The sequence below is a fragment of the Algihabitans sp. genome, assembly GCF_965226985.1.
Classification (GTDB): Bacteria; Pseudomonadota; Alphaproteobacteria; order Kiloniellales; family DSM-21159; genus Algihabitans.
In genome coordinates this window covers 866,042-889,855 of the sequence record NZ_OZ245712.1, presented here as the reverse complement: position 1 = coordinate 889,855, position 23,814 = coordinate 866,042, and the positions used below count along the sequence as shown (strand labels likewise).

Sequence of the window (23,814 nt, the reverse complement as noted above, 5' to 3'; positions counted from 1 at the left end):
CACGATGCTGTACCTTACGCGCAAGATCGGAGAGTCCGTCGTCATTAACGACGATATCGAAGTGACCGTCGTCGATATTCGCGGCAAGTCGATCAAGCTTGGTTTCACCTTCCCGCCGGAAGCCAGCGTCTTGAGGCGCGAGATTTACGAACGCATTCAGGAGGAGAACCGGGCGGCAGCCGGCGGCAGCGACGCTTTGGCGGACGCCCTGGGTGGTAGCAGGCCACTTTCCGCTCAGCAGGCCCCAGATCCGACGGCAGATCAACAGACCTTGGGCGAGCAGACACCGGCCGAACAGGATGCGTCGGACCGGACCGCACTCGGACGCGCCTCCCGCAACACCTCGACCCTCGAAGAAACGCCAGCCGAGAAGGCTTCTCAACCATCCGGTCAGGATTAGGCGTTCGATACAGGCTTGGGTGCTACAACGTCTTCTTAAGCACTGGAACAGTGTCGCCTTAGCTGGCATCGCTCTGGCGATCCTGCTCCCATCACGCTCTAAAACCGCAGCGTCAAGCCGCCGGAGATCGTTCGCGGAGCACCTGGTTTAGCGTCCAAGATGAGATTGGGGCTGGTTGCGTAGTCTTGATCGAAGAGGTTCTCGACCCGAAAGAACAGTTCCAGGTTTTCAATCGGCTGATAGTTGGCAAATAAGTCGAAGCGATGATAGCTCGGCACGGTTTCAGACGCGAAATCGCCGGCGTCGTCGATAACGAAGATGTCGCCGTTGGCCGGATTCACGATGACTTCTGGCTGCCTGAGGTTTCTGGTCCGCCGTTCGGACTCGAAAGTCCAACTTCCCCCGAAGCTAAGTCCGTCGAGCAGACCTTGTTCGAAGCGATAGCGGGTCAGGAGGCCGATCTGGTGACGCGGCGTACCCTGCAGATCACTTCCCGCCTCTTCGAAGCCCTTGCGTATCTCGGCGTCGGTGAAGGCATAGGTGAAGAGGAGGTCCCACTGGTCGGTCAGCCCACCTGACAACTCCAACTCGACACCGCGACTACGATTTTCGCCATCGTCGCGTGACCGCGCAGCGGAGAGATCTGTAATATCGAAGGTATCGGGGTCGAGATACTGCAAACCTGTCTCCTTCTGATGAAAGAGAGAGACTGTTGCCGCGAAGCGTCCTCCAAACCATTCCTGCTTCGCCCCCAGTTCGAATAGCCGAAACTCGCTTGGGGGCAGGATTTCATTTGTAACCGGGTCAACTCTGCGAACGCTCTCAGGTTCTCCGGCAAAGCCTTCTCGAAAAGTGCCGTAGAGGGACAGCTGCGGTATGGGCTTGTAAACGAGACCAAACTGCGGCTCCATGCTGTCGTCGTCGATAATGATCTTCTGATCGGTTACCAGGTTATCCGACTCGATCCTAAAGGCTGTGTAGCCCAGCCCCAGCAGAAACTGCCATTGCGGCGAGATCTCAATCCGATTTTGTGCGCTTACGTTGAAGTATTGTCCTGTGTCATCGCGGAAGGTCGGTATGTTCGCCTCAGCATCGCAGTCGCCAAATACGGGGTTAGAGATGTCAATATTGCAGGGATTCTCGTAGTAACTGGCGTTCGTGAAGTTGAAACTACTCCTCAGATCGCGGTTTTCCTGCCGCGATCTGCGAAACTCGGTGCTGAAGGTCAGGTTGTGCTGCATGCCGGCAAAACCGACAGTTCCATCGAGAACTGCATCGCCGGTAAAGGCCCGCCGTTCCTGATCTCGAATCGTACGATTGCGAAAGAGGGTATCTCCCTCGGTCACCGAGTAGGTGGCAACCGCGCCGGGCCCTAGGAGGGGTAGAGGCGTACCTTCGTTGAAGGAAAAGGGCGCAAGCACTCTGTTGTCGAGGCCTTCACCCTTCAAAGTTTGGCGGTTGAACCCGACCCGACCGGTAACGGTCCAGGAATCGCTGAGGAAATTCCGGAAGGTAACCTGGGCCGACTGCGCCGCGTTTTCGTTGTCGCCTGCATCCGGTTCGCTGAAGTTGGCATCGACGGACGTAATCAGGTCGCCGTTGACGATGGGAATGCCACGGTCGAAAGGCATATTGCGTTCGGCAATCTCCCCTTCGACCAACAACGAGCTATTCGACGTTATGTCCCACCTGAGGCTCGGAGCAACCGCATAGTAGTCGCGGGTTACGAAGTCCCGAAAGCTGTCCTCATACTCGCCCACTGCATTCAATCGCGCTGCTACGGCGCCATCTTCCGTGAGGGGCTGAGAAACATCGATCGTCCCTCGGAAGCTGCCATCCTGGTTGGCTCCGGAAAGCCGCGCCTCGGCAAGTGGCTCGTAAAGCGGCCGCTTGGTGACAACGTTCACCTGCCCACCGCCGCTGCCGCTTCCGTAGAGCGCCCCAGCCGGTCCGCGCAGGGTTTCGACCCGCTGGACGCGGTAGGTATCCGTAATGCCGATCACCCCGCGCCTTGAGCCGTTTATCAGAACGTCGGCGCCGAAGCCCCGAGAAATCAAACGATCGCGCGTTCCTCCAAAGTCATTTCCCCGGGTCAAGCCCGGCACCACATCGGCGATATCGTCCAGCAGCTGAGCGTCGGCCGCCTCGAGAACATCCCGAGTCACAACGGAAACCGAGGCTGGAGTGTCCAGAAGCGGCGCGTCCGACCGGGTCGCCGTGGAGGCGTTTGCGCTCCGAAACCCTTCGACGGGATCGAAGGACGTGCCGTAGAAGGTGGAGCCCTCGACGCGCAGCGTGTCGAGCTGAAGCGTGCGTTCCTGGACCTCGCCTGGAGCAGCCGTTGGAAAGAGCGTGATGGCGCCGCTGTCTGCACGGCTGTAGCCCAGGCCCGTTCCGGCAAGCAGCAAAGCGAGCGCCTGCTCCGCACTGTAGTCGCCGACAAGCGCGCCGACTGTCTGGTCGGCTGAAAGGCGCGCGTCGAACAGGATCTCCAGACCGCTTTGCTCCGCGAAGTCGAGAAGGGCTGACGACAGCGGTTGAGCAGCGATCGCGTAGCTCCGCACCTCCTGCTCCTGAGCCACCGCCGGAACCGTGACCATCACGCCGGTACCGCAGATACCTAACAAAAGACCGAGAACGACCGCACTTACCTGAGTCTTCACACCTTGCCCCCAAATCCACCTCCGCGCTCTTCGGCGACAAGTCAGCGAAGGCGTCGAAGAGCACGAACTCCCCTAAGCAGACGGAGGACAGCGGAGACACCATTACTGCTGGATCGAAAAAAGTGGTCTGCCGCGAGCTTGAGGCGGAAAACGCGCTTCTGGCCGCACGGCGCCCTGGCGGAGGTCGCTACCTGTTCTGTGGGGCTGGGCCCGCGAGCACCAAGGTGAGGCGGTCGCTCAACCTGATCAATCGCACCGGCAGAGTCTGCTCGATCGTCTCAAGCGCGCGATCGATCCGCTCGGTCGAGAACGCGGCGGTCACCGGGATCTCGACGACGGAGTTGTCCAAAACGAGGATCCGGCCGGTTCGGTAGCGGTCCAGCTCGCGAAAGACCTCGCCGAGCGGCGCCGTCTCGAAGAGCAAACGCCCGCTGCGCCACGCCAAGGAGGTCGCGACATCGGCCGACGCGAGCGGCCGCGCAGCCTGATCGGTTACGCTGAGGCCCTGACCGGCGGCCACCACAATCGGAGTGGCCTGGAGTCCGGAGACCTTGACGCGGTTCGACGTGACAATGACTTCGAAAGACTCTTGGCGGCGCTCCACGGCAAAAGACGTTCCAAGAGCCGTCGCCCGTCCTAAGCCAGCGTCGACGACGAAGGGTCTGTCGGGGTCGTGCGCGACCTCGGCATAGACTTCCCCGGAGTGCAGCGTGATCCGTCGGTTGGTCTCACTGTAGTCGACAGAAACGCGCGAGCCACTGTTGAGCTGCAGCTTCGAGCCGTCGGTGAGTTCGACGGAGCGCTGTTGTCCAACCGCCGTGCTGTAGTCTGCCGAAGGCCCCCACAACGGCAAGACCAGAAGAGCGACGCCGACCGCAACAGCGAGCGATGCCGCAGCCAGAACTCGGCGAGGCGGCTTCCGCCTACGCACTCCGTCGCTCGTCCGGCCGCGTCGACGCGGCGCGGACCCGCGACGCGACAGAGGTTGATCGCCGCCACGCGGCAGAGGTTGATCGCCGCCACGCGGCAGAGGTTGATCGCCGCTAAGCGGCAGAGGTCGGTCACCGGCCAGCGGCAGATCCGGACGAGCGGCGACGTGATCGAGGGTCGTCCATAGACGCTCGACTTCCTGAAAGGCTTCGGCGTTGTCACGGCTGGCGGCGTGCCATCTGCGAAAGGCCTCGACCTCTCCGTCGGTTAACGCCTCGTCGCGCAAACGCACAAACCATTCGGCCGCGACCTCCCTAGCTGCGGTCCGCCCAGCTGTGGCCTCAGTGTTCGCCCGTTGATCGTCGTGAGACATCAAAACAGCTTCATCGGCTCGCCGGTTGGGCCTTCGGCATCGCTTGCCGTTCCTCAAACCCTAAGACGTGCGAATACCGACGCATCATTACTCCGCAGCTCCTTCATGCCGGACCGGCGACGCCATGCCGGCCTGTCGAGGCTTCCGTTACCCCGAGCCCGACAGGCTGTCACGGCACTGCGCCAAGGCGCGCATCATGTGAACCATCACGGTGTTCTTGCTGATGCCGAGCCGCTCCGCAATTTCACCGTAGCTCATGCCCTCGAATTTGTGGAGCAACAGGACCTGCCGCTGGCGGGGCGGCAAGGCCTCGATGGCCCGCTCGAGGTGCGTGACCTGGTCCTTGGCGAGCAGCGCCCTTTCCTGACCCGGAGTCACGTCGGCAATCACCGTGGGCTGTAGCACGGCCGACTGCGGCCGCTTGCCCTCCTCCCGGTAGTGATCCGTCACCAGGTTGGAGGCAATCCGGTAAAGATAGGCGCGTGGGTTGTCGAGCGCGCTGCCAGGACCCGTCCGGATCAGCCTCATAAAGGCTTCCTGAGTCAGATCAGCAGCAGTTTCGGCGCAACTCAGCCTGCGCACCAGGTAGCCCTGAAGCTCCTGCCCATACTGCAGATAGAGGTTTTGAACGTCGTCGTTCCGCACCGCGCGTAAGGCACTCCCCGGGAGCTGTCCGACGCTCTCTATCGTAACTGCGAATAATTCGCAATTGCGATCTGGCATGGGTCGGTACCGTTACGGCGGTGTCGACCGAGCCGCCTCGACGACCAGGGCTCAACCTCAGATTATCTTGAAAGCGGACCTGCAGAGCCGGCTTCGCCATCCGACCAGCCCCGCGGAAAACGGCGCTCGCTAAGGCGGCGGAGGGCCAAGCAGGCGGCCAAATCCGCGCGATCAAACACATCAGTCTAAAAAGCATTTGTTAATCATGTTGCAGGAAGCTGCCACCGTCAGTTCGACGGCGGCGCGAGACGAGACTCGACCTCTGCGCAGGCCGTTTCACCTACTGGCGGCAGCGGGTGTGTCGGGGGCCTTTCGTGAGCAGTAGCACCGCAATGATTCTAGACCAACTCGATCGCATATCGGGCCGGATGGAGTTGGCGCGCCGCCAGGTTCAGACCGGCCAAGCCGTCGAACTCACGCCTCTGGAAGCCGAGATCGACCATATCTGCGCGGACATCGCCGCCCTTCCCAAAGACGAACGCATCGCGTTTCAGCGTCCGCTGACCGGCCTGATCAGCGAGTTGGACGACCTCACGCAGCTTCTGCGCATCGGCCTGGACCGGATTGCGAAAGACTTGGCCGAAACCAGTCAACGACGTCAGGCAACGGCCGCCTACGGCAAACCGAACGGACCGGCGCGCGGACCCAAAAGCTAGATGCAGCTGACCGACTACATCAATTTCGTCGTCGCCTTGGCGTTGGTCCTGGCCCTGATCTTGGGCCTCGCCTGGATCGTCAAGCGCTTCGGTCTGGGCGGCGCCATGACACGCGGGCTTCCCGCCGGCAGCGCCCGGCGTCTCGCGGTGCTTGAGGTCCTCACGCTCGATGCCCGCCGCAAGATGGTTCTGGTCAAGCGGGACGAGCGCCAGCACCTGCTGCTGTTGGGCGCGAACAACGATCTGGTCATCGAGAGCGACGAGATCGAAGGCACCAGCGCGAAGGCACAGGAGACAGAGGCGTGAGGCGACTGTCGTCGATCTGGAGCGGGCTCCTCCTCACCGTCGTCATCGCGGCGTTCCCCGAAACGGTCGCCGCCCAGGGTCTAACCTTCGACTTCGGCGAGGGCACCGGCAGTCAGACCCAGACTCTGCTGCAACTTATCGCGCTGGTAACCATCCTGTCCCTGGCGCCCTCGATCCTGGTGATGGTGACGTCCTTCACGCGGATCGTCGTCGTGCTGTCTTTCCTGCGAAGCGCGCTGGGTATCCAACAGACACCGCCGAACTCCGTTCTGATCTCCCTGGCCCTGTTCCTGACCGCCTTCATCATGATGCCCACGCTCGAAGCGATCTACGACGAGGCCATCGTGCCGCTGCTTGCCGAGCAGATCGATACCTTGGAAGCCATCGAGCTGGCATCGGGCCCTTTGCGGTCCTTCATGTTGCTGCACGTGAGGCCCGAGGACCTTCAGCTCTTCATCGACATCTCGGGCGTGGAGACGCCAGCGACGCCCGAGGAAACCCCCATGCGCAGCCTGATTCCCGCATTCATGATCAGCGAACTGCGGCGCGCCTTTGAGATCGGTTTCCTGCTGTTCCTGCCGTTTCTCGTGATCGACATGGTGGTGGCCTCCATCCTCATGTCCATGGGCATGCTGATGCTGCCGCCCATCATGATCTCGCTGCCGTTCAAGCTGATCTTCTTCGTCCTGGTGGACGGCTGGTACCTGGTTGCCGGCTCCCTGGTTCAGAGTTACGGGGGCTAGGCGCGCAATGGCACAGACCCGTGTGGGAAGCGGCACTTACGACATCCAGGTCTACGCGAACGGTCGCTGGCGGTCGGTCGGCGCCTTCGACGACCGCCTGCTGGCGATCGGCGAAGCGAAAGAGATGGCTGAAAACCCACGCTATCTGAGCGTGAAAGTCATCAAGGAACAGTTCGACGACGTCCGGGGCCTCTACGTCCAGCAGACGATCTTCCGCTCTGCCTCGCTGCGCGACGGACGGCAGGAGCTCAAGCAGAAGCAAGCCGAGGACACCTACAAAAGGATCGGCGACCGTCACCGTGAGAGGGTCGGACAACAGCGCGCACTGAAGGAAGTTCAGAAGGCCGAGCGCCGCGAGCGCTGGTCAGCGACCGGTTTCACGCTCAACATGACCTTCCGTCTTCTCGTGATTCTCGGACTGGGGATCGGCGTCCTCTACTGGCTGCTGACGCACTACTGAAAAGCAGCCGGGTTCTTCGAAACGCCGCGCGGGGGGGCTGACAGCCAGATCGACCGGAGCGGCGGAGGCACGACGCCCAACGGTCTCGTCCCTACACCACTGAAGCTGTTCGGACTCCGAGAGCTACCCAGCCGCCGCTGCGGGCCGCTGGCTGTGCGAGAACCTGCCTTGCGATCCCATGACCGCGGTTCGGCTTAGTTGAGGTCGCTCAGTTGAGCCTCGCTCAGCCGCTCCCGGTAGCTCGCCATGAAGGCCTGGACCCGATCCACCTGAGCCAGTTGCTGGGCGATCGTCGCGACGCTGTCGGGATCGAGCTCCTCGGCAAGCAGGGCAAAGGCCTCCGAATGCGGGCCGGTCGCCATGACGCCACCCCAGGCACTGCGCAGTTCGGTCAAGCGCGTCTGATCGCCGGCGAGCGTATAGGCGACGGCCAGGTTGAGCACCTGTCCGCTGACCGCAGGATCGAGCGGAGCGTCCGACGGCGCAGTTTCGGGTCCGGGCAAGGTGGCATCGAGCGCAATCGCCGCTGCCGCCCAGTCGCGCTGCGCCCAGAGAATCTCGGCCCGCAGCCGGAGCGCGTCGAGACTCTCATCGCCTTGCAGCAGCGCCAGTCCCTGCCCCGCCCGATCGAGGTCGGAGAGCGCGCGCGCCTGCAGATGCCGCCGCTGACGAACAAGATCGGCCGAAAGTTCCGGCTCGCTCGACATCTCAAGGGCATCGAGCGCCTCGCGCGGCTGGCGATTGAGCAGACGGATCAAGGCGAGACGGGCGCCCACCCGCGCCTTTTCTTCACCGACGAGACGGAACTCCACCTGGTCTTCCAGCAACTCGCTTGCGCGCGGCAACAGATCCACTTCCACCAAGCGATCCGCCAGCTCTTCGATCAAACGATTGCCACGATCGCCCGCCGGCGTGAGTTCGCGAAACTCTTCGTAGAGGGACAATGCCGTCAGAGGAGGCAGGTCCGGACGGTCCGGCCCGAGAAAGACGCGGGCAAAAAGCGTGCGAAGCTGCTCAGCGGCGGCTTCGGCTCTTGGCGTCCCCGGGAAGTAGGTTGCCGCCTGCCGCAGGGCGCGCAGGGCCTCGCGCCACCGCCCTTCCTGCTCGTAGAGACCGGTCAGGCGCTGCAGCAAGGCGAACTCGAAGCTGTCGCCGCGCCAGGCGAAACGCAGCTGCTCCAGACGCTCGATCGCCTCGGCCGCCGGCAGCTCGCCAGCAGCAAGCGCCCGATCGATCAGGGCAAGACGGGCCTGGACCGTGGGAGCCCCAAGACCGCTCCCAGCGAGGCGTTCGAGAATCTCGTCGGCCTCGTCGTCCTCTCCCTCGGCGGCCAGCAGAAGAGCCCGCAGGAACTCATAGCGCGCCTGCTCCAGATCCGTGACCAGGGACTCCTCGATCCCGTCGAGACGCAGCGCGGCCGCCCCGATATCGCCTGCCTCCAATGCCGCTTCGGCTGCCGCCAAACCGAGACGAACCCGAACCGGCCGGGCATAGTCCTCGATCAAGGGATGGGTTTGAGCGAACAGCCCGCCGGCGGCGGGCCAGTCCTGCGCCTCAGCCGCGAGAGCGGCCCGCCAGAGGTCCGCTTCGGCTTCCTCCAGCAACGCAGGGTCGGCGAGCAGGTCCAGGGCTCCGGCATGATCGCCGGTCATCAGCCGACTTGCCGCCTCCATCAGCATCAGCTGCGGATCGGCTCGCAAGTTCGGGTTCTCACGCTCGATCAGCGTCAGCACACCCAAGGTCTCGCTCGCCAGACCGTGAGCGAAGTAGAATCGTGCGAGGCTCAGACGGGCCAAGCCCAGGTCGTCCCCTTCGACGCGCACCACACTGCGTTGCAGTTCCTGACGCTGCTCGTTGAAGTCTTCCGGACCGCCCAGGCGCCAGGCCGGCAGATCGAAAAGGCGAGGCTGCGCCAGCGCAGCCTCGCCTCCGTCACCGCTGTCGGCCCCGAGACCATTCGGCGTGACGGCCGAAGCAGAGGAGGAGATGACGACACCATCGTCGGCAAGCGCCATGTCGAGCGGTTCGAGACGAGGGAGCACAGCGATGCCCTGATAGGTCGGCAGAAGATCGAAAGCCGGCGTTTGCCGGCCCTCGAAAAGCGCCTCACCCTCGCGCGCCAGAGGCACGAGAAGCAGCCTGTCCCCACTGCTCGGGTCGCTCAGGCTCAGAAGTCTTCGTGGGCCGTCAACGGCAATGCGCAGGCTGGACGTTCCCTCCTGCTGCTCGACGATCAAGGGGGGATTGCCGAAGGCTTCCGCGCCGGCACGGTGGAATTCCACCAACCAGCCCTCACCGTCCCGCCACAAACGGGATGCGTAGAGATCGGCCTCGTCGAAACGCAGCAGGCTGCCGCCCTCGACGGTCTCAACCCGAACCTCACCCAGCTCAGGCGCCAACTCCGTCACCGCAGCGACCAGATCGACAGGCGCAACCTCATCGAAACCGAGCAGGAGAGCGGCGCCGCGACGCAAGGCCACCGCGCCGACCTGCTCGGACCAATCGAAACGCAATAGCACGGGGGGCGTCTGCGACGCGCGCGCACCCGGTGCCGGGCGCTCCTCCAGGTCCGGAAGACTCTCGCGCGTGACAAAAGGTACGTCGCCGGCGGCCTCACCGGCCGCCGACGTAGCCTCGGATCTTGCGTTGTCGGGCTGCGGCGGTGCGGGATCTTCGTTTGAGGCCGTGTCCTGGCTCGATACCCGCTCCTCTTCGGCTGTCGCTGTGGTCGATGAAGAGACCTGCTCGGTGGCGGACTGGGCAGGTGGAACCAAGGGAGTCGGTCCCCTCAAAGCCGTCCGCTGCTCGGACTCGCCCTCGGACATCTCCGGAGAAGCGGGGGAAGGCTCGGCAGCATCGGTCGCAGCATCAGTCACAGTCTGCGTTTGCGGCGCGACCAGTTGCTCGGCTTCCTCGGTTGGCCGGAGGAGATCGACAACGACCCTGGGGCCGTCGGCGAAGGCGCGCAGGCGCGTGCCGGGGACGTATTGCAAGAGGACCGAAAGCTGCCCGTCGGCGCGGCGATCCTCGAACCGCCTTAAGAGGCTTGGAGGTTTCTCTTGCAAGCGACGAACGTCGAGACGCGCGGCTCTTTCGAACACGATCGACCCAGCTCCGACATCCTGCTCGACCCGGTAGCCGACAGGGGCCGGCCAATCGAACACCAAACGCTCGAACTCGCTGTGCTCGCCGACGCGCACACGGACCTCCGGAAGCGCCTGCGGCTGAGGTTGCGTTTGCTGCTGCGGTTGCGGCTGCGGGGGCGCTTGCGGCGGCGGGGGCGCTTCACCGCCCGCTGCGGTCGCCGCCTGCGGGGCCGGACGCGCGGAGACTTGAGAGGTGTCCCGCAGCAGATCCACCACCACCTTGGTGCCCAACGTGAAGGTCTTGAGCCCGTAAGCCTGCTTCAGGTCGAAGACCAAGCTACGACCTTCGTCGGCGACGGAGATAGCTTCGAGGTAGCGAAAGAGATGGCGTTCCGCCGAACCGGTATCGAAGTTGGCTCTGCGGTCGAACGTTACGATCAGCCGACCGTTTTCGATCCGTGCGCCGTAGTCGACCGGCGAGGTCCAGTCGAAAACCAGGCGCCCGAAGTCGGGATGTGCGCCGCCCCGCACAGGCACGCTGTCCTGCGCGGCAGCGATGGCCGGCAGAAGGGTGAGCAGACACGCAAACAGGCGAGCCAGCATCACGGCTCCCCTGCCGAATCGTGGATCAAGATCTCGACCCGGCGCGCGAGGGTCAGCGCTTCGGCCGGGCTCAGGTCGTCCGGCAGCGCATCGAAACGGGTTTCGCCGTAGCCCAGGACGGTCAACTGTCCGTCGACGCCCGCCGCACGCAGCAGGGCACCGACGGCGGCGGCGCGCCCCAGCGACAACTCCCAGTTCGACACAAAGGGGCCGTTACGAATGGCCGTAGGGTCGGCATGACCGGCGACTTCGACGACGTTGTCGATATGCCTCAGCAACCCACCCAGCTCGAACAGCGTCGCTCTGGCCTCGGCTCTCGGTGTCGTAGTCCCTGGGGCGAACAGAAGTTCGCTGGGAAAGGAAACGTTCACATGATCGCTTCTGCGGAGAATGCGGGCCTCGTTCAGGATCGGCAGCTCGTCCCGCCGGCTTTCCAGAAGGGTTGCGATGTAGTCGAGGTTGGCCCCGGGGGCGACCCTCACACTGGGCATGTCCAGCAGCTCGCTGGGCGTCGCCACCGACTGCGGCCCCAGGGTCTTGAGTTGCTGTGCGAGACTGTTGGTCAAGTCGCGCCAGCCCGCCGCCTCGACCGACATCATGGAAAAGAGCATGACGAAGAAAGTGAGAAGCAGAGCGATCAGGTCGGTGAAGGTCACCATCCACCTGTTCGGGTCCGCCTTGGAGTCCGTCATGGCCTTGGCGGCCGCCGGCAGAGGCGGTATCCGGTGCGAGCGCTTCACGACCCGTCAACCGGAGCGTCGGACTCCGGCCGATCCGATGCACGCAAGATCAAGCGCGTACGGCCTTCGAGCCCTGGCAGCAAGCCGACGGAGAGATCTGCCCCCGGCACACCGCGTCGCGCAAGATCCCGTGCGAGAACGCCGGCCCGGCGCAACGCCAATTCAGACGGAGCCGAAGCGATCCGAGACAGATCATCGCGCGGGACGCCGATCAAGACTTCGAGGCGGGCCTCCACGGCATCTGGCCGTTCCGGCCCCATGGCCCGCGCCAGTCGACTGAAAAGGACGGCAGGCGCAGCTCGAAGCTCCGGCTCATCGCTTCGAAAGAGGGACTCCGTGGTCAACTCGATCCGCAGTTCGCCCAGCACATCGTTGCGATCCACGCGCACTGCGGGAAGCGTCGACTTAAAGAGATTGCTGATCCGCGCCGCCAGCCGGGCGCTGCCCGAGATGGGGCCAAGTGCGGCAGTCGTCGGAGAGAAGTCTTGCTCGGCCTGAACCTGCCCGTCGAAGGCATCGTTGATCGATCCGACCACCAGTACGACCTTCTGCTCCTCAAAATCTGAAATCGCCGTCAGCAGGATGAAGAAAGCCAACAGCAACAGCTTGAGGCTGAGCAGCGCGACGATATTGGGGTCGGAGCCGACCGGTCTGGCGTGACGCCCAGGCAGGCGCATGACCTCTCCACGACGTTAGTCGATGCTGGGACGTGAGTCGATTCTGGGACGTTAGTCGAAGCTGGCGAGCAGGGCGTCGATATCTTCCTGACTGATAGCGTTCTCGGCCATCTGCGGCCCGTTCAGAAGGTCGGCGTCGGTCGGAGGAGCGGCCTCTTCTTTGGGCTTCTCCGCCTTCGAAGCCTTGGCTTTGGCCGCATCGATCTGGCCATCCTGACCGAAGGCGCCGAGCAAGGCATGCACCTTCTCCTCGATCTGAGTGAGCGTGCTGACGACCTTCTTGATGCGCTGACCAGTGATATCCTGGAAGCCGCAGGCCTCGTAGACCTGAGTCACGGCATCGACGACCTGTTCGGAGACTTCCCGCGGCATCTGATCGGTCAGGCCCTCGATCGTCTCGACCGACTCCATGATCGTATTGGTCGCCTGCTCCGTCGCGCCGACGACGGCTTCAAGCTCCTCTCCGGCGACGGGCAGATGTTCTGCCGTGATCTCGTCCGGCCGCAGGCAGGCGATCTCCTCGCGCGCGCGCTGGATGTAGACCGCCAGCTGCTCGATCTCGGCGTAGAGCTTCAAATTCACCGAAGACAGATCGCCGTCCGCGGTGGTCATGATGGCCTCCACCACGTCGATCAAGTCCTTCGGATCGATCTTGGGGTGACGCTTGCCAAACTCGGCAAGGCGCACCTCCAGTTCGGTCTGCTGAGCCAGCGCGGTCATGCTCCGGCCTCCCTGCGCCGATGATTAGAAGTTGCCGATGACGGCGCTGAGCTTGGTCTTGAGAGTCGCGGCGTTGAACGGCTTGACGATGTAGTTGGTGACGCCGGCCTGCTTGGCGGCGACGACGTTCTCCGTCTTGCTCTCGGCAGTGATCATGACGAAGGGCAGGCCTGAAAGCTGACCGTCGGCACGGACTTCCTTAAGGAGCTGGAGACCGCTCATCGGCTCCATGTTCCAGTCGGAGATCACGAGGGAATAGCTCTTGTCGCGAAGCTTCTGCAGCGCCATAGAGCCATCGGTCGCCTCGTCGACGTTGTCGAATCCAAGCTGCTTGAGCAAGTTGCGGATGATCCGAAGCATCGTCTTGTAGTCGTCGACGATCAAAATCGGCATGTTCATGTCGACGGCGCTCATAGCCTTCTCCTGAAGCAGTCCTCGGGCCTGGTGTCTATCCGACCGACCCGGAAAGTTGATGACAGAACGAGACGCTATCGGTTCGGTCTTAATGTCAGGTAAAAACGCTTCCTTTTTCGTCGCTTATCCTGAAGACCGTCTCGAATTCTCTGGTTCTATTCGCGCGGAATTGGCAAGTCCCGACGTTGGGCCAGTTCCAGCGTGACGGCCTTGGCTTTCGTGGGGTTCATCTCCGCCAGGATTGGAGCGGTCTTGCGTTCCTTCATGTTCTCGACGACGTTCAGCAGGACCGTCATTTCGAGTTCCTCGAAAATCCTCGCCGCATCCTTCGGCTTCATCGCTTCGTAGATCTTGACCAAAGAGTCCAGCTGCGCCTGTTCCTGTTCGTCGTGGTCGACGAGCAGGTCCTCGATCGTCACCTGCAGCTGCTCGAGCTCGGTGATCTTCTGTTCGATCCGCGCTTCCGCCGCAGTCAGAAGGGCCTCGCGCGTCTCCAACTCAGCTTCGCGTTTCTGCAGCTCGGCACGGCGCTCCGAAAGGGCCTGCAGCAGCTCGATCTCGCTATCGGTCAGCGCAAAGGGATCGGTCGGCAAGGCGCTGAGCAGCGCCTCGCTATCCAACTCCGTGTCCACAGAGGCCGTCCCATCCGGCAGATCTTCGGAGAGTGCGTCCGATGCCTCGCTCGGAGCTTCTTCGAGCTGGTTTGCATCAAGGGGCGGAAAGGGATCTGTGGGCGCGGCCGCCGGCGGCGTCTCCTGTGCAACGGCAGTCACACCCTCGCGAACCGCCTCCAAGCGAAAGCCCAAAGTGACGACCGCGACGGCGATCACGAGCGGGAGCAGACGAACACGCATCTTATTGGCCTCTTGTCCTTCCTGGAACGGGTCAGCGCACGCGATCGAGCGTGCGCAGCAGCTGTGCCTCCGGCGAGTCCGGGGGTGCCGCGGCGGCTGGCGGAGCCGGTGACGTCACACTTGTCTCGGTCTTCTTGATCGAGTTGCTGACGTCATGCTCGAGCCGATCCGCCAATCGTCCGCCCCGGTCGATCATGAATGCGAGATCGTCGGCAAGCTTGCGGGCTTCCTCGACACGGGCCTCCGCGGCTGCGACGCGCTGATCCAGCGTTCCGCTGGCCTGCTCCGCACGCTCATGGAGAGCCGTGACGCCTTGTTCGGCCTGCTGCGTGGCCTCGGCGAACTCACCGATGAGACGTTCCATCTCCGTGCGCGAATTGCGCAGCTCGGTCAGCTTTCGATTGAGGATGACAGCATAGGTGATCGTCGCCATCAGCAAGGCTGCCAGGGCGCCGTCGAAGATCACGGAGAAGCTCAAGCGTCGTCCTCCTGGTCGGTTTGGCGAACCAGCTTATCGGCAATGCGCACGGCGATCTGACCGTTGCGCCGCCCCATGTTTCCGTTGAACATCGGTGCTTCGCCACAGTGCAGATGGATCTTGGAGCTCGGCGTACAGTTCAGCTCCAGCCGGCTGCCGACGCTCCAGTTCAGAACGTCACCCAGCTTCAGTTCGACCGTATCCAGCACCGCCTGAAGATTGACTTCGGTCTGCCAGAGCTCAGCCGTCAGGTGACCTTCCCAAATCGAGTCCCGGCCGAACTTCTCGCCCATGAACATCTGAAGCAGCAGTTCGCGCACCGGCTCGATGGTCGCGTAAGGCAAAACCAGTTCGATCCGGCCACCGCGGTCTTCCATATCGATCCGCAGCTTGGTGACAATCGCGGCATTTCCGTGCCTGGCGATCGCCGCGAAGCGCGGATTGGTCTCCAGGCGCTCGAAGCGGAAGGTGACCGGAGACAGCGGGTCGAAGGCCGCTGAAAGGTCGGAAAGCACGACATGCATCATGCGCTCGACCAGATTGCGTTCGATCGTGGTGTAGGGCCGGCCCTCGATGCGCATTGCCGCCGTACCGCGGCGGCCGCCCAGCAGAACGTCGACGATGGAGTAGATGAGAGCGCTGTCGACCACCATCAGGCCGAAGTTGTCCCACTCCTCCGCCTTGAAAACCGCCAGCATCGCGGGCAGGGGTATCGAGTTGAGGTAATCGCCAAAGCGCGCCGACGTGATGTTGTCGAGACTGACCTCCACGTTGTCCGACGTGAAGTTTCGCAGAGAGGTCGACATCATGCGGACGAGGCGGTCGAAGACCACCTCCAGCATCGGCAGACGCTCGTAGGAGACCAAGGCGGAATTCAGGATCGCCTTGATGCCATGTCCATCTTCTTCGCCACCATCGGCGTCGTCGACCCCGAGGAGGGAGTCGATCTCGCTCTGGTCGAGGACCCGTGAGGACCCGACGCCCATGGCGGCCGCCATGGGATCGTCCTCGTCTTCGTCGCCGTCGTCGCCATCGGCCATGGCTTCCCATTCGGCCATCATGGCCTCCTGGTCGACTTCGCCCTCTGCTGTCTCCTGTTCGTCTTCGTCAGCCATGCCTGCGCCCCTGTGACCTACTGCACCAGCATCTGCTTGAAGAGTACGTCCCGCACCTCGACCGGATGCGCGGCGGAATTCACCCGCAACAACAGTTCCTCACGCAAGCGTTGCAGGCCGGCAGAACCGCTGAGGTCCTCGATGCGAAGTTCACGCAGATAGACCTGGAACGAATCCACGATCCGCGGCTGCATCTCCTCGATCCGGGCGATATCCTGTTCCGAGGTGAGTTCCAGCGCCACGGAGAGCTTCAGGAAGCTTGATCGGCGCCCTCCGGTGTTCAGGTTGACCAGCATGTCGGGCAGATCGTGGAAGACGGCCGCCTGTGCCTCTTCTTCCATTTGCTCCTCGACCTGCTCCTCCGCAGCCGGTTCCTCACCGCCGCCGAACACGCCCATGAAGTAGGCACCGGCGCCGCCGCCGATCAGCAACAAGAGCGGCACGACAACGAACAGGACCAGCTTCTTTCCGCTGAGCCCACCCTTTCGCGGCGTCGCTTCGACTTCGACGTCTTCGTTCTGACCGTCGATCGCCTGATCGGCCATGACCTCGGCCACCCCTCTCATCCTGATCGTCCGGCAGACCGCTCCGCCGGAGGTGATGGAGGCACCCTAGGGTGTGTCTGGTTAACAGGCCGTTGACCTACGGCAGAGACATCCCTCCTCACGGGCAATTCTTGCCGGCTACCTCACCCAACCGGCAGCCGGAGACGCACGGCAGGCCCGAAACACCGCAGTTTGTCTGGACCGACCGTCTTGGCACGCAGCCTGCATAGAGATCGGCGTTCGACGGGCCGCGCCGGAACGACGGCCTGCGAACGCGAGACCGAAGTCGAAGACCGGACGGAAAAGAGCTAGATCGATGGAAACCCCCGGGTACGTTGCCCTGTCGCGTCAGGCGGCCCTACGCCGCGAATTGAACGTGATCTCGAACAACATCGCGAACATGGACACCCCCGGGTACCGCGGCGAGTCGATGATGTTCGTCGAATACCTCGCCAATACGAAGGACAAGGCACCCGCCGGGCTGCGCAAGATTTCCTACGTGCAGGACATCGCCTCGGTCCGCGATCTGAGCGAAGGGGCGAAGACGGCGACGGACAATCCGCTGGACCTGGCGATCAACGGCGAGGGCTATTTCGCGGTCCAGAGCGAAAACGGCGAACGCTACACCCGCAACGGCGCCTTCATGCTGGATGCCGACGGGCAGATCGTCACCACCTCGGGTCTGCCGCTTCTCAACGACAACGGACAGCCCATGGTGATCCCAGCCTCGGCTGGGCGGATCGACGTCGCCCGAGACGGCACCGTTTCTTACCACGAACAGGCCGGAGGCGACGCCGTTCAAGTCGGCCGCATTCGCCTGGTGCAATTCGAGAACGAGTACGCCTTGAAGAAGGACGCCGAAGTCCTGTTGCGCGCCGACGACCAGGCGGCGCTACCGGCCGAAGGTGCCGAGATTCTGCAGGGCTTCATCGAGAAGTCCAACGTCAAGGGCGTGGTCGAGATGACCAAGCTCATCCAGACCGTCAACAGCTACCAGTCCGCCGGCAAGATGGTGGAATCGGAACATGAACGTCAGCGCCGGGCGATCCAGACCCTGGCCGGCCGTTCAGCCTAACGGCTTCCGGCCAGCGATTGTGATACGGGAGAAAAGACTATGAGGTCCCTAAGCATCGGCGCCACGGGCATGTTGGCCCAGCAGATGAACGTGGAGGTGATCTCCAACAACATCGCCAACATGAACACCACCGGCTACAAGCGCGGCCGGACGGAGTTTCACGACCTGCTCTACCAAGATCTGCGCCGCGTCGGCTCCGCCTCTTCGGACGCTGGCACCATCGTGCCCTCCGGCGTTCAGGTCGGTCTCGGTGTGAAGGCCGCGGCGGTCTACCGCATCACCGAGCAGGGCAACATCATGATCACCGACAACACCTTCGACGTTGCCGTCAACGGCAAGGGCTACTTCCAGGTGGAGCTGCCCAACGGCGATACCGGCTATAGCCGCGCCGGCTCTTTCCAGCTGTCGCCGGACGGCGACCTGGTGACGCCGGACGGCTATCTGGTGCAGCCCGGCATCACCATTCCGTTGGACGCGGCCGGCGTGACGATCAACGCCAGCGGCGAAGTCTGGGTCGACCTTCAAGGCCAGGTCGCACCGACCAACGTCGGACAGCTCGAGCTGGCGACCTTCGCCAACGAAGCCGGTCTGGAGGCGATCGGCGACAACCTGTTCCTGGAGACCGCCGCCTCCGGCAACGCCAACGTTGCGGCACCGGGAACCGAGGGTTTCGGCACGATCCTGCAGGGCGCACTGGAGACCTCCAACGTCAACGTGGTGCAGGAAATCACCAACCTGATCACCGCCCAGCGCGCCTACGAGATGAATTCCAAGGTCATCCAGGCCTCCGACGAGATGATGCGCAGCGTCACTCAGATGCGCTAACGCCCGCAGCCAAGGGACCAGACTCATGACCAAGAAGAAGAAGACTTCGCGCACGTCACGGCTCGTCAAGGCGCCCCGCCGCTTTCTGCGGGGTAGCGCGGCGGCGGCCAGCCTGATCGCCGGCCTCTTCGCGGCCGCCTCGGCTCTGGCGGACGACACCGCTCTTGCGGATCGCGCGCTTCAGACCGCGGCCGCTCCCATCGCCCTGAAACCGCAGGTCACGATCGACAGCGACCTCGTGCATCTCGGCGACCTGTTCCACGGCGAGATCGCCAAGGCCGATGTGCCAATCGCCCGCGCCCCGGCGCCGGGCGAGCAGATCGAGCTGCAGGCGCAGTGGCTCTGGTCCATCGCCCGCGCCTACGGCGTGGCCTGGAACCCGCGCTCGACCCTGGAAACGGTCATGCTGACCCGGGAGTCCTATCTGCTCGACGCCACCAAGCTGGAGAACCTCCTGCTCGACGGGCTCGCCGAGCGGGGGATGGATCCTTCCAGTCTGGCCGTTCAGCTCGACAATCCCCGCTTCTCGCAGCATCTGCCGACCAGCGTCGCCGGCCAGCTGGCGATGGGGCAACTCAACCACGATCCGCGCAGCGGCCGCTTCGCCGCCGACCTGCGCGCACCGACCGAGGACGGGCGGCTCCTGCGTGTCGCCGTCACCGGACGACTGTTGGAAATCGTCGAGGTACCAGTCCTGTCGCGCCGGATCGGCCCTGGCGAGGTGATCGGCCCGCGCGATATCGACTGGATGGCCCTCCAGGCCGACCGGGTGGCGGCCAATGTCGTCACCGATCCCGACGACCTGATCGGCAGCAGCCCCCGCCGCGGCCTGCGCGCCGGCCAGCCGGTGCGGGTCAGCGAAGTCGGCGAACCGCTGCTGGTCGAGAAGAACCAGATGGTTCTGCTGCGGGTCCAGACGGCGGCGATGCAGCTCACCGCCCAGGGCCGCGCGATGGAAGACGGTGCACGCGGCGAGTCGATCCGCGTGATCAACACGAAGTCCAACACGGTCGTGACCGGGACGGTAACCGATACCGGCCTGATCCTGGTCACACCGATGAACGCAACGATCGGCAACTGACGCCGCAAAGCCAACGAGCCCAGAAGGGCCACCTCTAGGACGGAAAGGACAGACTCATGACCGCTCGACCCAAAGACAGCAGCCAACCGCATCGCACCTTCCGGCATCGCGGACTCGCCCTTCTCGGCCTCGCCGCCGTGACCTTGTTACTGCCGGGCTGCAACCTGCTGACACGCCTGTCGGAAGTCGGATCGGCGCCGGAGATGAGCAGCATTCAAAATCCGGCAGTTTATCACGGCAACGAGCCGGTGGCCGTACCGATGCCGCGGCCGGTGGCCCTGGAGTTCCAGGCCAACTCGCTGTGGCGCCCCGGCAGCCGGGCTTTCTTTAAAGATCAGCGCGCCACCCAGGTCGGCGACATTCTGACGGTGGTCATCGATATCGACGACAGCGCCGAACTCTCGAATTCTTCCGAGCGATCCCGCCAGAGCGGTGAGAGCGCCGGTCTCGGCGGCTTCCTCGGCTTCGAAAACGAGCTGGATCAGATCCTGCCGAACGGCGTCGACAACGAGAATCTGGTGGACGCTCAAGCCGACTCCGTGAGCCGGGGTGCCGGAACCATCGACCGGGAAGAGGACATCGAGGTGCGCGTCGCCGCTATGATCACTCAGGTCCTGCCGAACGGGAACCTGGTGGTCGCCGGCCGCCAGGAGACCCGGGTCAACTTCGAACTGCGTCAGCTTCAGGTCACCGGGATCATCCGGCCCGAGGACGTGACCTCGACCAATACGGTGAACTTCGACCAGATCGCCGAAGCGCGGATCAGCTACGGCGGCCGAGGCCACCTCTCCGACGTGCAGCAGCCGCGCTACGGCCAGCAGATCTACGACATCGTCTTCCCCTTCTAACCGGGCATTCCCGAGGAAGACACCGACTTTCCAAGCGACCCTTCCGTCCCGCTTGGCACACTTGGGCCGGCCGCAGACCTGCGGCCGGCCTTTTTCTTGAACTGGGATTTGTCGGCAGACCGACGAGAAACGCCCGGCTGCGCCTCTCAGGGCGGTTCAGCCGGCGTCGTTCCACCCTCTGTCAGTCGTCGCGCTGCGTGCGCCCTTTGTCAGTCGTCGCGCTGCGTGCGCCCTTTGTCAGTCGTCGCGCTGCGTGCGCTCCATGCGTTCGTGACGCTCCTGCGCCTCGATCGAGAGCGTGGCGATAGGGCGAGCCTCCAGACGCTTGATGGAAATCGGCTCGCCGGTGTCCTCGCAGTAGCCGTATTCGCTGTCTTCGATTCGCTTGAGGGCGGCATCGATCTTGGAAATCAGCTTCCGTTCCCGGTCGCGGGTCCGAAGCTCCAGCGACCGGTCAGTCTCGAGCGATGCGCGGTCGGCAATATCCGGCTCGGCCAGACTGCCTTCCTGCAGATGGTTGATCGTCTCGCCCGATTCGCGCAGCAGTTCGGCTTTCCAGCTCAGCAGTTTGCGCCGGAAATACTCCTGCATCTTCGGGTTCATGAAGTCTTCGCCCTCGCTCGGGCGGTAGTCGGGTTCAAGAGTGACCGTCGTCATGCCACCTGCCTGATCATGGACTCGCTAAGGGGCCAGAACCGGCGCGGAGTATATGCAAAAAGCGCGTCGTCACAAGCGACCTGATTGACCGGGTTGCCGACAGGCACACAATTGAAAAATCATGGTTATTTCCACAAACCGCCTGAAACCGCGGCGAAGCGGCTCCGACAGGTCGGTCAATCCGGGCGCTATTGGCCAAGCTTGGCCAGCTCGACAGCGGCCCGGGTCTCGATTTCCGCCAAGACCTGCTCCACGCGCGCATCACTGATGTCGGGCCGATCCTGTCCGAGCAGAAGCTGGAGGCGGCGAAGACCGGCCAAGGGAATGCGCCCCATCAGCAGGCCGATCCGGATCCGATCCAACTCGTCGAGCAGCTGATCTCCCCGTTTGCGAGCCTTGGCGCGTCCGGACAGGGTATCCGGCGCCTCCTGGATCGACAGCAAGCTGTCCAGCGCTCCGACGCCGGGCGCAGCGGCAGCGCGTGCAGCCGGCTCGCTGTCGCCCCTGAGAGCGTCAGCGAAGGCCGAGTCGCCGGCGCCAGTGCGTTGCTTGCGCTTGATCGACTGCGCTCTGGGACCTGAAAGGGGATCGATCTTCATTGTCGTCCGTTTAGCTCCAATGGCTGCCGGAGAGTGCGCAAATCGCGGTTAAGCGCACGTTAAGGAGTGCCGTCTTGGGGGGAAATTCTTGCCGTCCGGCAAGCCAAGGGCGGATTCCGACGCAACCGAGCAGCTCTCGGATCCTGGAATATAGTGATTGATAACAATGCATTACGCGATTCTAGCTGTTTGGCACGGCTTTCGCATCTCTGTTCGCGAAATCAGCCGGCCGTGAAAGAGCCGGCAAAATCGGGACGATACGGAAAGCTTGCTGGCCTCATGCCATACCGCCTCATCAACAGTCACAGAGCCGCCCTGCGCCAGATCGCGGGACGCCATCTGGCCGCGCTGCTGACAGCCCTCATCGTGCTGTTGGCCGCACAGCCGGTCTCGGCGCAGTCGCGCATCAAGGATATCGCCGAGTTCGAAGGCATCCGCGACAACCTGCTGGTCGGCTACGGACTGGTCGTCGGCCTCAACGGTACCGGCGACGACCTGGGCAGCGCCGTTTTCACCCGCGAGAGTCTGATCGGCATGCTGCAGCGCCTGGGCGTCAATGCGCGCGACCAGGATCTGGATACGGACAACGTAGCCGCCGTGATGGTGACCGCCAATCTGCCCCCCTTCGCCCGCCAGGGCACCCGGATCAGCATCTCGGTATCGGCGCTCGGCGATGCACAAAGCCTGCAAGGCGGGACCCTGCTGGTCACGCCGCTCGTCGGCGCGGACGGTGAAGTCTACGCCGTGGCCCAGGGCCCGATCGCTGTTGGCGGCTTCCAGGCTCAAGGTGCGGCCGAGCAGGTCACCCGAGGCGTGCCCACGACCGGGCGCATTGCCAGTGGCGCTATCGTGGAGCGCGAGATCGAGTTCGATCTGACCAACCTCGCCACGGTTCAGATCAGCCTGCGCAACCCCGATCTGACCACCGCCCGCCGCATTGCCGAAGCCATCAACGGTTTCACGGGCCTGCCAGCGGCGCGGGCCGCCGACCCGGGGACCGTCAACGTGACCGTTCCGCCGACCTACAGCGGCGACACCGTCGCGCTGATGACCGATATCGAACAGCTTCCCGTTCGGGTCGACCAAGCCGCCAGGGTGGTCATCGACGAACACTCCGGCGTGATCGTCATGGGCGAGAACGTGCGCATCTCCGAAGTGGCGATCGCCCAGGGTAACCTGACGATCCGCATCACCGAGACGCCTCAGGTCGCCCAGCCCGGCCCCTTTGCCGAAGCCGGCGAAACCGTGGTGGTGCCCCGGACCAATATCGAGATCGACGAGGACGAAGAGCGTCGCCTCGCCGTTCTGCCGGCTGGCGTGACCCTGCAGGAGCTGGTCAACGGCCTGAACGCCCTGGGCGTCGGACCGCGCGACATGATCACCATTCTGCAGGCCATCAAGGCAGCAGGCGCCCTCCAGGCCGAAATCGAGGTGATGTGATGATGGATATGAACAGCATGCTCATCGCGCAGGGTGCGTCCAGCCCCGCGACGCCGTCCCCGGCCGAACAAGCCGCCCGCGAGAAGCAGGCCGAAGCGACCGGTCAGAAGTTCGAGGCGATGTTCCTCGCGCAGATGATGGCCCCGATGTTCGACGGCCTGGGCGAGGACAGCCCCTTCGGCGGCCAGACCGCCAAGGCCTACCGCTCGGTGATGTTGCAGGAGTACGGCGAGGCCATGGCCGCGAACGGCGGCATCGGCATCGCAGACCAGGTCAAAGCGGAAATTCTCAGACTCCAGGAGGTGGCACAATGACCGCCCAGCTCGCTCTCGAAGCCCCACTCCCCTCTGCCCCGATCGAAGAGACCGGGCGCGTGACGCAGCTCCTAAACGTGACCAGTCGGTTGATTGACGTGTTGGAGCGCGAGATCGGCATGCTGCGCGGCATGAAACCGGCTGAGATGCAGCAGCTTCAGCACGATAAGATCGTCCTGGCCGCCGCCTATGAGTCCGCGGTGCGGACCCTGAATGCCGATCCGGCGGAGCTTGAGCTAGTCGCGCCGGCGATTCGAGACGAGCTGCGCGAGACCACCGAGCGCTTTCACGGCGCGTTGGCAGCCAACGAACAGGCCCTGAGAGCCGCCAAAACGGCGACCGATCGCCTGCTCAAGCACATCGTCGCCGAAGCTGAGCGCCAGCGCGGCCAGGCCAACGCCTACAGCGCCCGCGCCGGCAAGGCCGTCTCGCTGAACAGCGGTGAAGCGCTCTCGCTGAGCGTCGATCAGCGGCTCTAGAGCCCAGACG

26 protein-coding genes are annotated in these 23,814 nt (G+C 63.6%); 12 read left to right on the top strand and 14 right to left on the bottom strand.

Annotated features, from left to right (window positions below):
• Positions 1 to 4: 4 nt before the first annotated feature.
• Entirely contained in the window at positions 5 to 400 is a 396-nt protein-coding gene (gene csrA / locus ACO054_RS03905) for a carbon storage regulator CsrA (RefSeq protein WP_421709137.1), read from the top strand.
• Between the two features lie 98 nt (positions 401 to 498).
• Here the strand turns inward: csrA and ACO054_RS03900 are convergent, their stop codons facing one another.
• From ACO054_RS03900 to ACO054_RS03890, 3 genes are all read right to left on the bottom strand, one after another.
• On the bottom strand, positions 499 to 3,000 hold the full coding sequence (locus tag ACO054_RS03900; protein WP_421710326.1) for a TonB-dependent siderophore receptor: 2,502 nt from the start codon (positions 2,998 to 3,000) through the stop codon (positions 499 to 501).
• Between the two features lie 250 nt (positions 3,001 to 3,250).
• On the bottom strand, positions 3,251 to 4,366 hold the full coding sequence (locus tag ACO054_RS03895) for a FecR family protein (RefSeq protein ID WP_421709136.1): 1,116 nt from the start codon (positions 4,364 to 4,366) through the stop codon (positions 3,251 to 3,253).
• Positions 4,367 to 4,513: 147 nt separating this feature from the next.
• Positions 4,514 to 5,011, bottom strand: coding sequence for an RNA polymerase sigma factor (locus ACO054_RS03890; RefSeq protein ID WP_421709135.1), 498 nt, complete (start codon positions 5,009 to 5,011; stop codon positions 4,514 to 4,516).
• A gap of 392 nt (positions 5,012 to 5,403) precedes the next feature.
• On the opposite strand from ACO054_RS03890, the gene ACO054_RS03885 reads away from it, so the two are divergent.
• From ACO054_RS03885 to ACO054_RS03870, 4 genes are read left to right on the top strand one after another with little or no spacing between them, the layout of a single operon-like run.
• Positions 5,404 to 5,745 carry a hypothetical protein gene (locus ACO054_RS03885; RefSeq protein ID WP_421709134.1) on the top strand — a complete coding sequence of 114 codons (342 nt, stop codon included), beginning with the start codon at positions 5,404 to 5,406 and terminating at the stop codon, positions 5,743 to 5,745.
• On the top strand, positions 5,746 to 6,051 hold the full coding sequence (locus ACO054_RS03880) for a flagellar biosynthetic protein FliO (RefSeq protein ID WP_421709133.1): 306 nt from the start codon (positions 5,746 to 5,748) through the stop codon (positions 6,049 to 6,051). It abuts the gene before it with no gap.
• Positions 6,048 to 6,794, top strand: a complete 747-nt coding sequence (gene fliP / locus ACO054_RS03875; RefSeq protein WP_421709132.1) for a flagellar type III secretion system pore protein FliP — start codon at positions 6,048 to 6,050, stop codon at positions 6,792 to 6,794. Before ACO054_RS03880 ends, fliP begins: the two co-directional genes overlap by 4 nt.
• Before the next feature lie 7 nt (positions 6,795 to 6,801).
• Complete coding sequence (locus tag ACO054_RS03870; protein WP_421709131.1) at positions 6,802 to 7,254, top strand: hypothetical protein; 453 nt, start codon at positions 6,802 to 6,804, stop codon at positions 7,252 to 7,254.
• A 194-nt stretch (positions 7,255 to 7,448) separates the two neighbouring features.
• Here the strand turns inward: ACO054_RS03870 and ACO054_RS03865 are convergent, their stop codons facing one another.
• The 9 genes from ACO054_RS03865 to ACO054_RS03825 all read right to left on the bottom strand — a co-directional run bounded on the left by ACO054_RS03865 (position 7,449) and on the right by ACO054_RS03825 (position 16,507).
• The gene (locus ACO054_RS03865; protein WP_421709130.1) at positions 7,449 to 10,943 is read right to left on the bottom strand and encodes a hypothetical protein; all 3,495 of its coding nucleotides are present in this window, start codon (positions 10,941 to 10,943) and stop codon (positions 7,449 to 7,451) included.
• Positions 10,943 to 11,683 carry an OmpA/MotB family protein gene (locus ACO054_RS03860; RefSeq protein ID WP_421709129.1) on the bottom strand — a complete coding sequence of 247 codons (741 nt, stop codon included), beginning with the start codon at positions 11,681 to 11,683 and terminating at the stop codon, positions 10,943 to 10,945. The genes ACO054_RS03865 and ACO054_RS03860 overlap by 1 nt, the downstream gene beginning before the upstream one ends.
• Positions 11,680 to 12,360 (bottom strand): hypothetical protein, encoded by a 681-nt coding sequence (locus ACO054_RS03855; RefSeq protein WP_421709128.1) that lies wholly within the window; start codon positions 12,358 to 12,360, stop codon positions 11,680 to 11,682. The genes ACO054_RS03860 and ACO054_RS03855 overlap by 4 nt, the downstream gene beginning before the upstream one ends.
• Before the next feature lie 51 nt (positions 12,361 to 12,411).
• Complete coding sequence (locus tag ACO054_RS03850; protein ID WP_421709127.1) at positions 12,412 to 13,080, bottom strand: protein phosphatase CheZ; 669 nt, start codon at positions 13,078 to 13,080, stop codon at positions 12,412 to 12,414.
• Positions 13,081 to 13,104: 24 nt separating this feature from the next.
• Positions 13,105 to 13,494, bottom strand: a complete 390-nt coding sequence (locus ACO054_RS03845) for a response regulator (protein ID WP_421709126.1) — start codon at positions 13,492 to 13,494, stop codon at positions 13,105 to 13,107.
• 155 nt (positions 13,495 to 13,649) lie between these two features.
• Positions 13,650 to 14,348 (bottom strand): MotE family protein, encoded by a 699-nt coding sequence (locus ACO054_RS03840; RefSeq protein WP_421709125.1) that lies wholly within the window; start codon positions 14,346 to 14,348, stop codon positions 13,650 to 13,652.
• A 31-nt stretch (positions 14,349 to 14,379) separates the two neighbouring features.
• Positions 14,380 to 14,826, bottom strand: coding sequence for a DUF6468 domain-containing protein (locus tag ACO054_RS03835; protein WP_421709124.1), 447 nt, complete (start codon positions 14,824 to 14,826; stop codon positions 14,380 to 14,382).
• Positions 14,823 to 15,941 (bottom strand): flagellar motor switch protein FliM, encoded by a 1,119-nt coding sequence (gene fliM / locus ACO054_RS03830; protein WP_421709123.1) that lies wholly within the window; start codon positions 15,939 to 15,941, stop codon positions 14,823 to 14,825. The genes ACO054_RS03835 and fliM overlap by 4 nt, the downstream gene beginning before the upstream one ends.
• A gap of 17 nt (positions 15,942 to 15,958) precedes the next feature.
• Positions 15,959 to 16,507 (bottom strand): flagellar basal body-associated FliL family protein, encoded by a 549-nt coding sequence (locus tag ACO054_RS03825; RefSeq protein ID WP_421709122.1) that lies wholly within the window; start codon positions 16,505 to 16,507, stop codon positions 15,959 to 15,961.
• Positions 16,508 to 16,802: 295 nt separating this feature from the next.
• On the opposite strand from ACO054_RS03825, the gene flgF reads away from it, so the two are divergent.
• Genes flgF through flgH form a run of 4 tightly spaced genes read left to right on the top strand, consistent with a single transcriptional unit; the run spans position 16,803 to position 20,315 of the window.
• Complete coding sequence (flgF, locus tag ACO054_RS03820; protein WP_421709121.1) at positions 16,803 to 17,561, top strand: flagellar basal-body rod protein FlgF; 759 nt, start codon at positions 16,803 to 16,805, stop codon at positions 17,559 to 17,561.
• A gap of 39 nt (positions 17,562 to 17,600) precedes the next feature.
• Entirely contained in the window at positions 17,601 to 18,386 is a 786-nt protein-coding gene (gene flgG / locus ACO054_RS03815) for a flagellar basal-body rod protein FlgG (protein WP_421709120.1), read from the top strand.
• Between the two features lie 25 nt (positions 18,387 to 18,411).
• Positions 18,412 to 19,467, top strand: a complete 1,056-nt coding sequence (gene flgA, locus ACO054_RS03810) for a flagellar basal body P-ring formation chaperone FlgA (protein WP_421709119.1) — start codon at positions 18,412 to 18,414, stop codon at positions 19,465 to 19,467.
• 56 nt (positions 19,468 to 19,523) lie between these two features.
• Positions 19,524 to 20,315 carry a flagellar basal body L-ring protein FlgH gene (gene flgH / locus ACO054_RS03805; RefSeq protein WP_421709118.1) on the top strand — a complete coding sequence of 264 codons (792 nt, stop codon included), beginning with the start codon at positions 19,524 to 19,526 and terminating at the stop codon, positions 20,313 to 20,315.
• A 237-nt stretch (positions 20,316 to 20,552) separates the two neighbouring features.
• On the opposite strand, the gene dksA is transcribed toward flgH, so the two are convergent.
• Positions 20,553 to 20,972, bottom strand: coding sequence for an RNA polymerase-binding protein DksA (gene dksA, locus ACO054_RS03800; protein WP_421709117.1), 420 nt, complete (start codon positions 20,970 to 20,972; stop codon positions 20,553 to 20,555).
• A 188-nt stretch (positions 20,973 to 21,160) separates the two neighbouring features.
• The gene (locus tag ACO054_RS03795; RefSeq protein ID WP_421709116.1) at positions 21,161 to 21,571 is read right to left on the bottom strand and encodes a flagellar assembly protein FliX; all 411 of its coding nucleotides are present in this window, start codon (positions 21,569 to 21,571) and stop codon (positions 21,161 to 21,163) included.
• A 279-nt stretch (positions 21,572 to 21,850) separates the two neighbouring features.
• Between ACO054_RS03795 and ACO054_RS03790 the strand changes: the two genes are divergently transcribed.
• From ACO054_RS03790 to ACO054_RS03780, 3 genes are read left to right on the top strand one after another with little or no spacing between them, the layout of a single operon-like run.
• Positions 21,851 to 23,011, top strand: a complete 1,161-nt coding sequence (locus ACO054_RS03790; protein WP_421709115.1) for a flagellar basal body P-ring protein FlgI — start codon at positions 21,851 to 21,853, stop codon at positions 23,009 to 23,011.
• 8 nt (positions 23,012 to 23,019) lie between these two features.
• On the top strand, positions 23,020 to 23,325 hold the full coding sequence (locus ACO054_RS03785) for a rod-binding protein (protein WP_421709114.1): 306 nt from the start codon (positions 23,020 to 23,022) through the stop codon (positions 23,323 to 23,325).
• Positions 23,322 to 23,804 carry a hypothetical protein gene (locus tag ACO054_RS03780; RefSeq protein WP_421709113.1) on the top strand — a complete coding sequence of 161 codons (483 nt, stop codon included), beginning with the start codon at positions 23,322 to 23,324 and terminating at the stop codon, positions 23,802 to 23,804. The genes ACO054_RS03785 and ACO054_RS03780 overlap by 4 nt, the downstream gene beginning before the upstream one ends.
• Positions 23,805 to 23,814: the final 10 nt, after the last annotated feature.

Bases quoted from the DNA above. Each gene is read 5' to 3' on its own strand.
- csrA (WP_421709137.1), top strand. From the start codon at position 5: ATGCTGTACCTTACGCGCAAGATCGGAGAGTCCGTCGTCATTAACGAC.
- ACO054_RS03900 (WP_421710326.1), bottom strand. From the start codon at position 3,000: ATGGTCACGGTTCCGGCGGTGGCTCAGGAGCAGGAGGTGCGGAGCTAC.
- ACO054_RS03895 (WP_421709136.1), bottom strand. From the start codon at position 4,366: ATGTCTCACGACGATCAACGGGCGAACACTGAGGCCACAGCTGGGCGG.
- ACO054_RS03880 (WP_421709133.1), top strand. From the start codon at position 5,746: ATGCAGCTGACCGACTACATCAATTTCGTCGTCGCCTTGGCGTTGGTC.
- ACO054_RS03870 (WP_421709131.1), top strand. From the start codon at position 6,802: ATGGCACAGACCCGTGTGGGAAGCGGCACTTACGACATCCAGGTCTAC.
- ACO054_RS03865 (WP_421709130.1), bottom strand. From the start codon at position 10,943: ATGCTGGCTCGCCTGTTTGCGTGTCTGCTCACCCTTCTGCCGGCCATC.
- ACO054_RS03855 (WP_421709128.1), bottom strand. From the start codon at position 12,360: ATGCGCCTGCCTGGGCGTCACGCCAGACCGGTCGGCTCCGACCCCAAT.
- ACO054_RS03850 (WP_421709127.1), bottom strand. From the start codon at position 13,080: ATGACCGCGCTGGCTCAGCAGACCGAACTGGAGGTGCGCCTTGCCGAG.
- ACO054_RS03845 (WP_421709126.1), bottom strand. From the start codon at position 13,494: ATGAGCGCCGTCGACATGAACATGCCGATTTTGATCGTCGACGACTAC.
- ACO054_RS03840 (WP_421709125.1), bottom strand. From the start codon at position 14,348: ATGCGTGTTCGTCTGCTCCCGCTCGTGATCGCCGTCGCGGTCGTCACT.
- fliM (WP_421709123.1), bottom strand. From the start codon at position 15,941: ATGGCTGACGAAGACGAACAGGAGACAGCAGAGGGCGAAGTCGACCAG.
- ACO054_RS03825 (WP_421709122.1), bottom strand. From the start codon at position 16,507: ATGAGAGGGGTGGCCGAGGTCATGGCCGATCAGGCGATCGACGGTCAG.
- flgF (WP_421709121.1), top strand. From the start codon at position 16,803: ATGGAAACCCCCGGGTACGTTGCCCTGTCGCGTCAGGCGGCCCTACGC.
- flgG (WP_421709120.1), top strand. From the start codon at position 17,601: ATGAGGTCCCTAAGCATCGGCGCCACGGGCATGTTGGCCCAGCAGATG.
- flgA (WP_421709119.1), top strand. From the start codon at position 18,412: ATGACCAAGAAGAAGAAGACTTCGCGCACGTCACGGCTCGTCAAGGCG.
- flgH (WP_421709118.1), top strand. From the start codon at position 19,524: ATGACCGCTCGACCCAAAGACAGCAGCCAACCGCATCGCACCTTCCGG.
- dksA (WP_421709117.1), bottom strand. From the start codon at position 20,972: ATGACGACGGTCACTCTTGAACCCGACTACCGCCCGAGCGAGGGCGAA.
- ACO054_RS03795 (WP_421709116.1), bottom strand. From the start codon at position 21,571: ATGAAGATCGATCCCCTTTCAGGTCCCAGAGCGCAGTCGATCAAGCGC.
- ACO054_RS03790 (WP_421709115.1), top strand. From the start codon at position 21,851: ATGCCATACCGCCTCATCAACAGTCACAGAGCCGCCCTGCGCCAGATC.
- ACO054_RS03785 (WP_421709114.1), top strand. From the start codon at position 23,020: ATGAACAGCATGCTCATCGCGCAGGGTGCGTCCAGCCCCGCGACGCCG.
- ACO054_RS03780 (WP_421709113.1), top strand. From the start codon at position 23,322: ATGACCGCCCAGCTCGCTCTCGAAGCCCCACTCCCCTCTGCCCCGATC.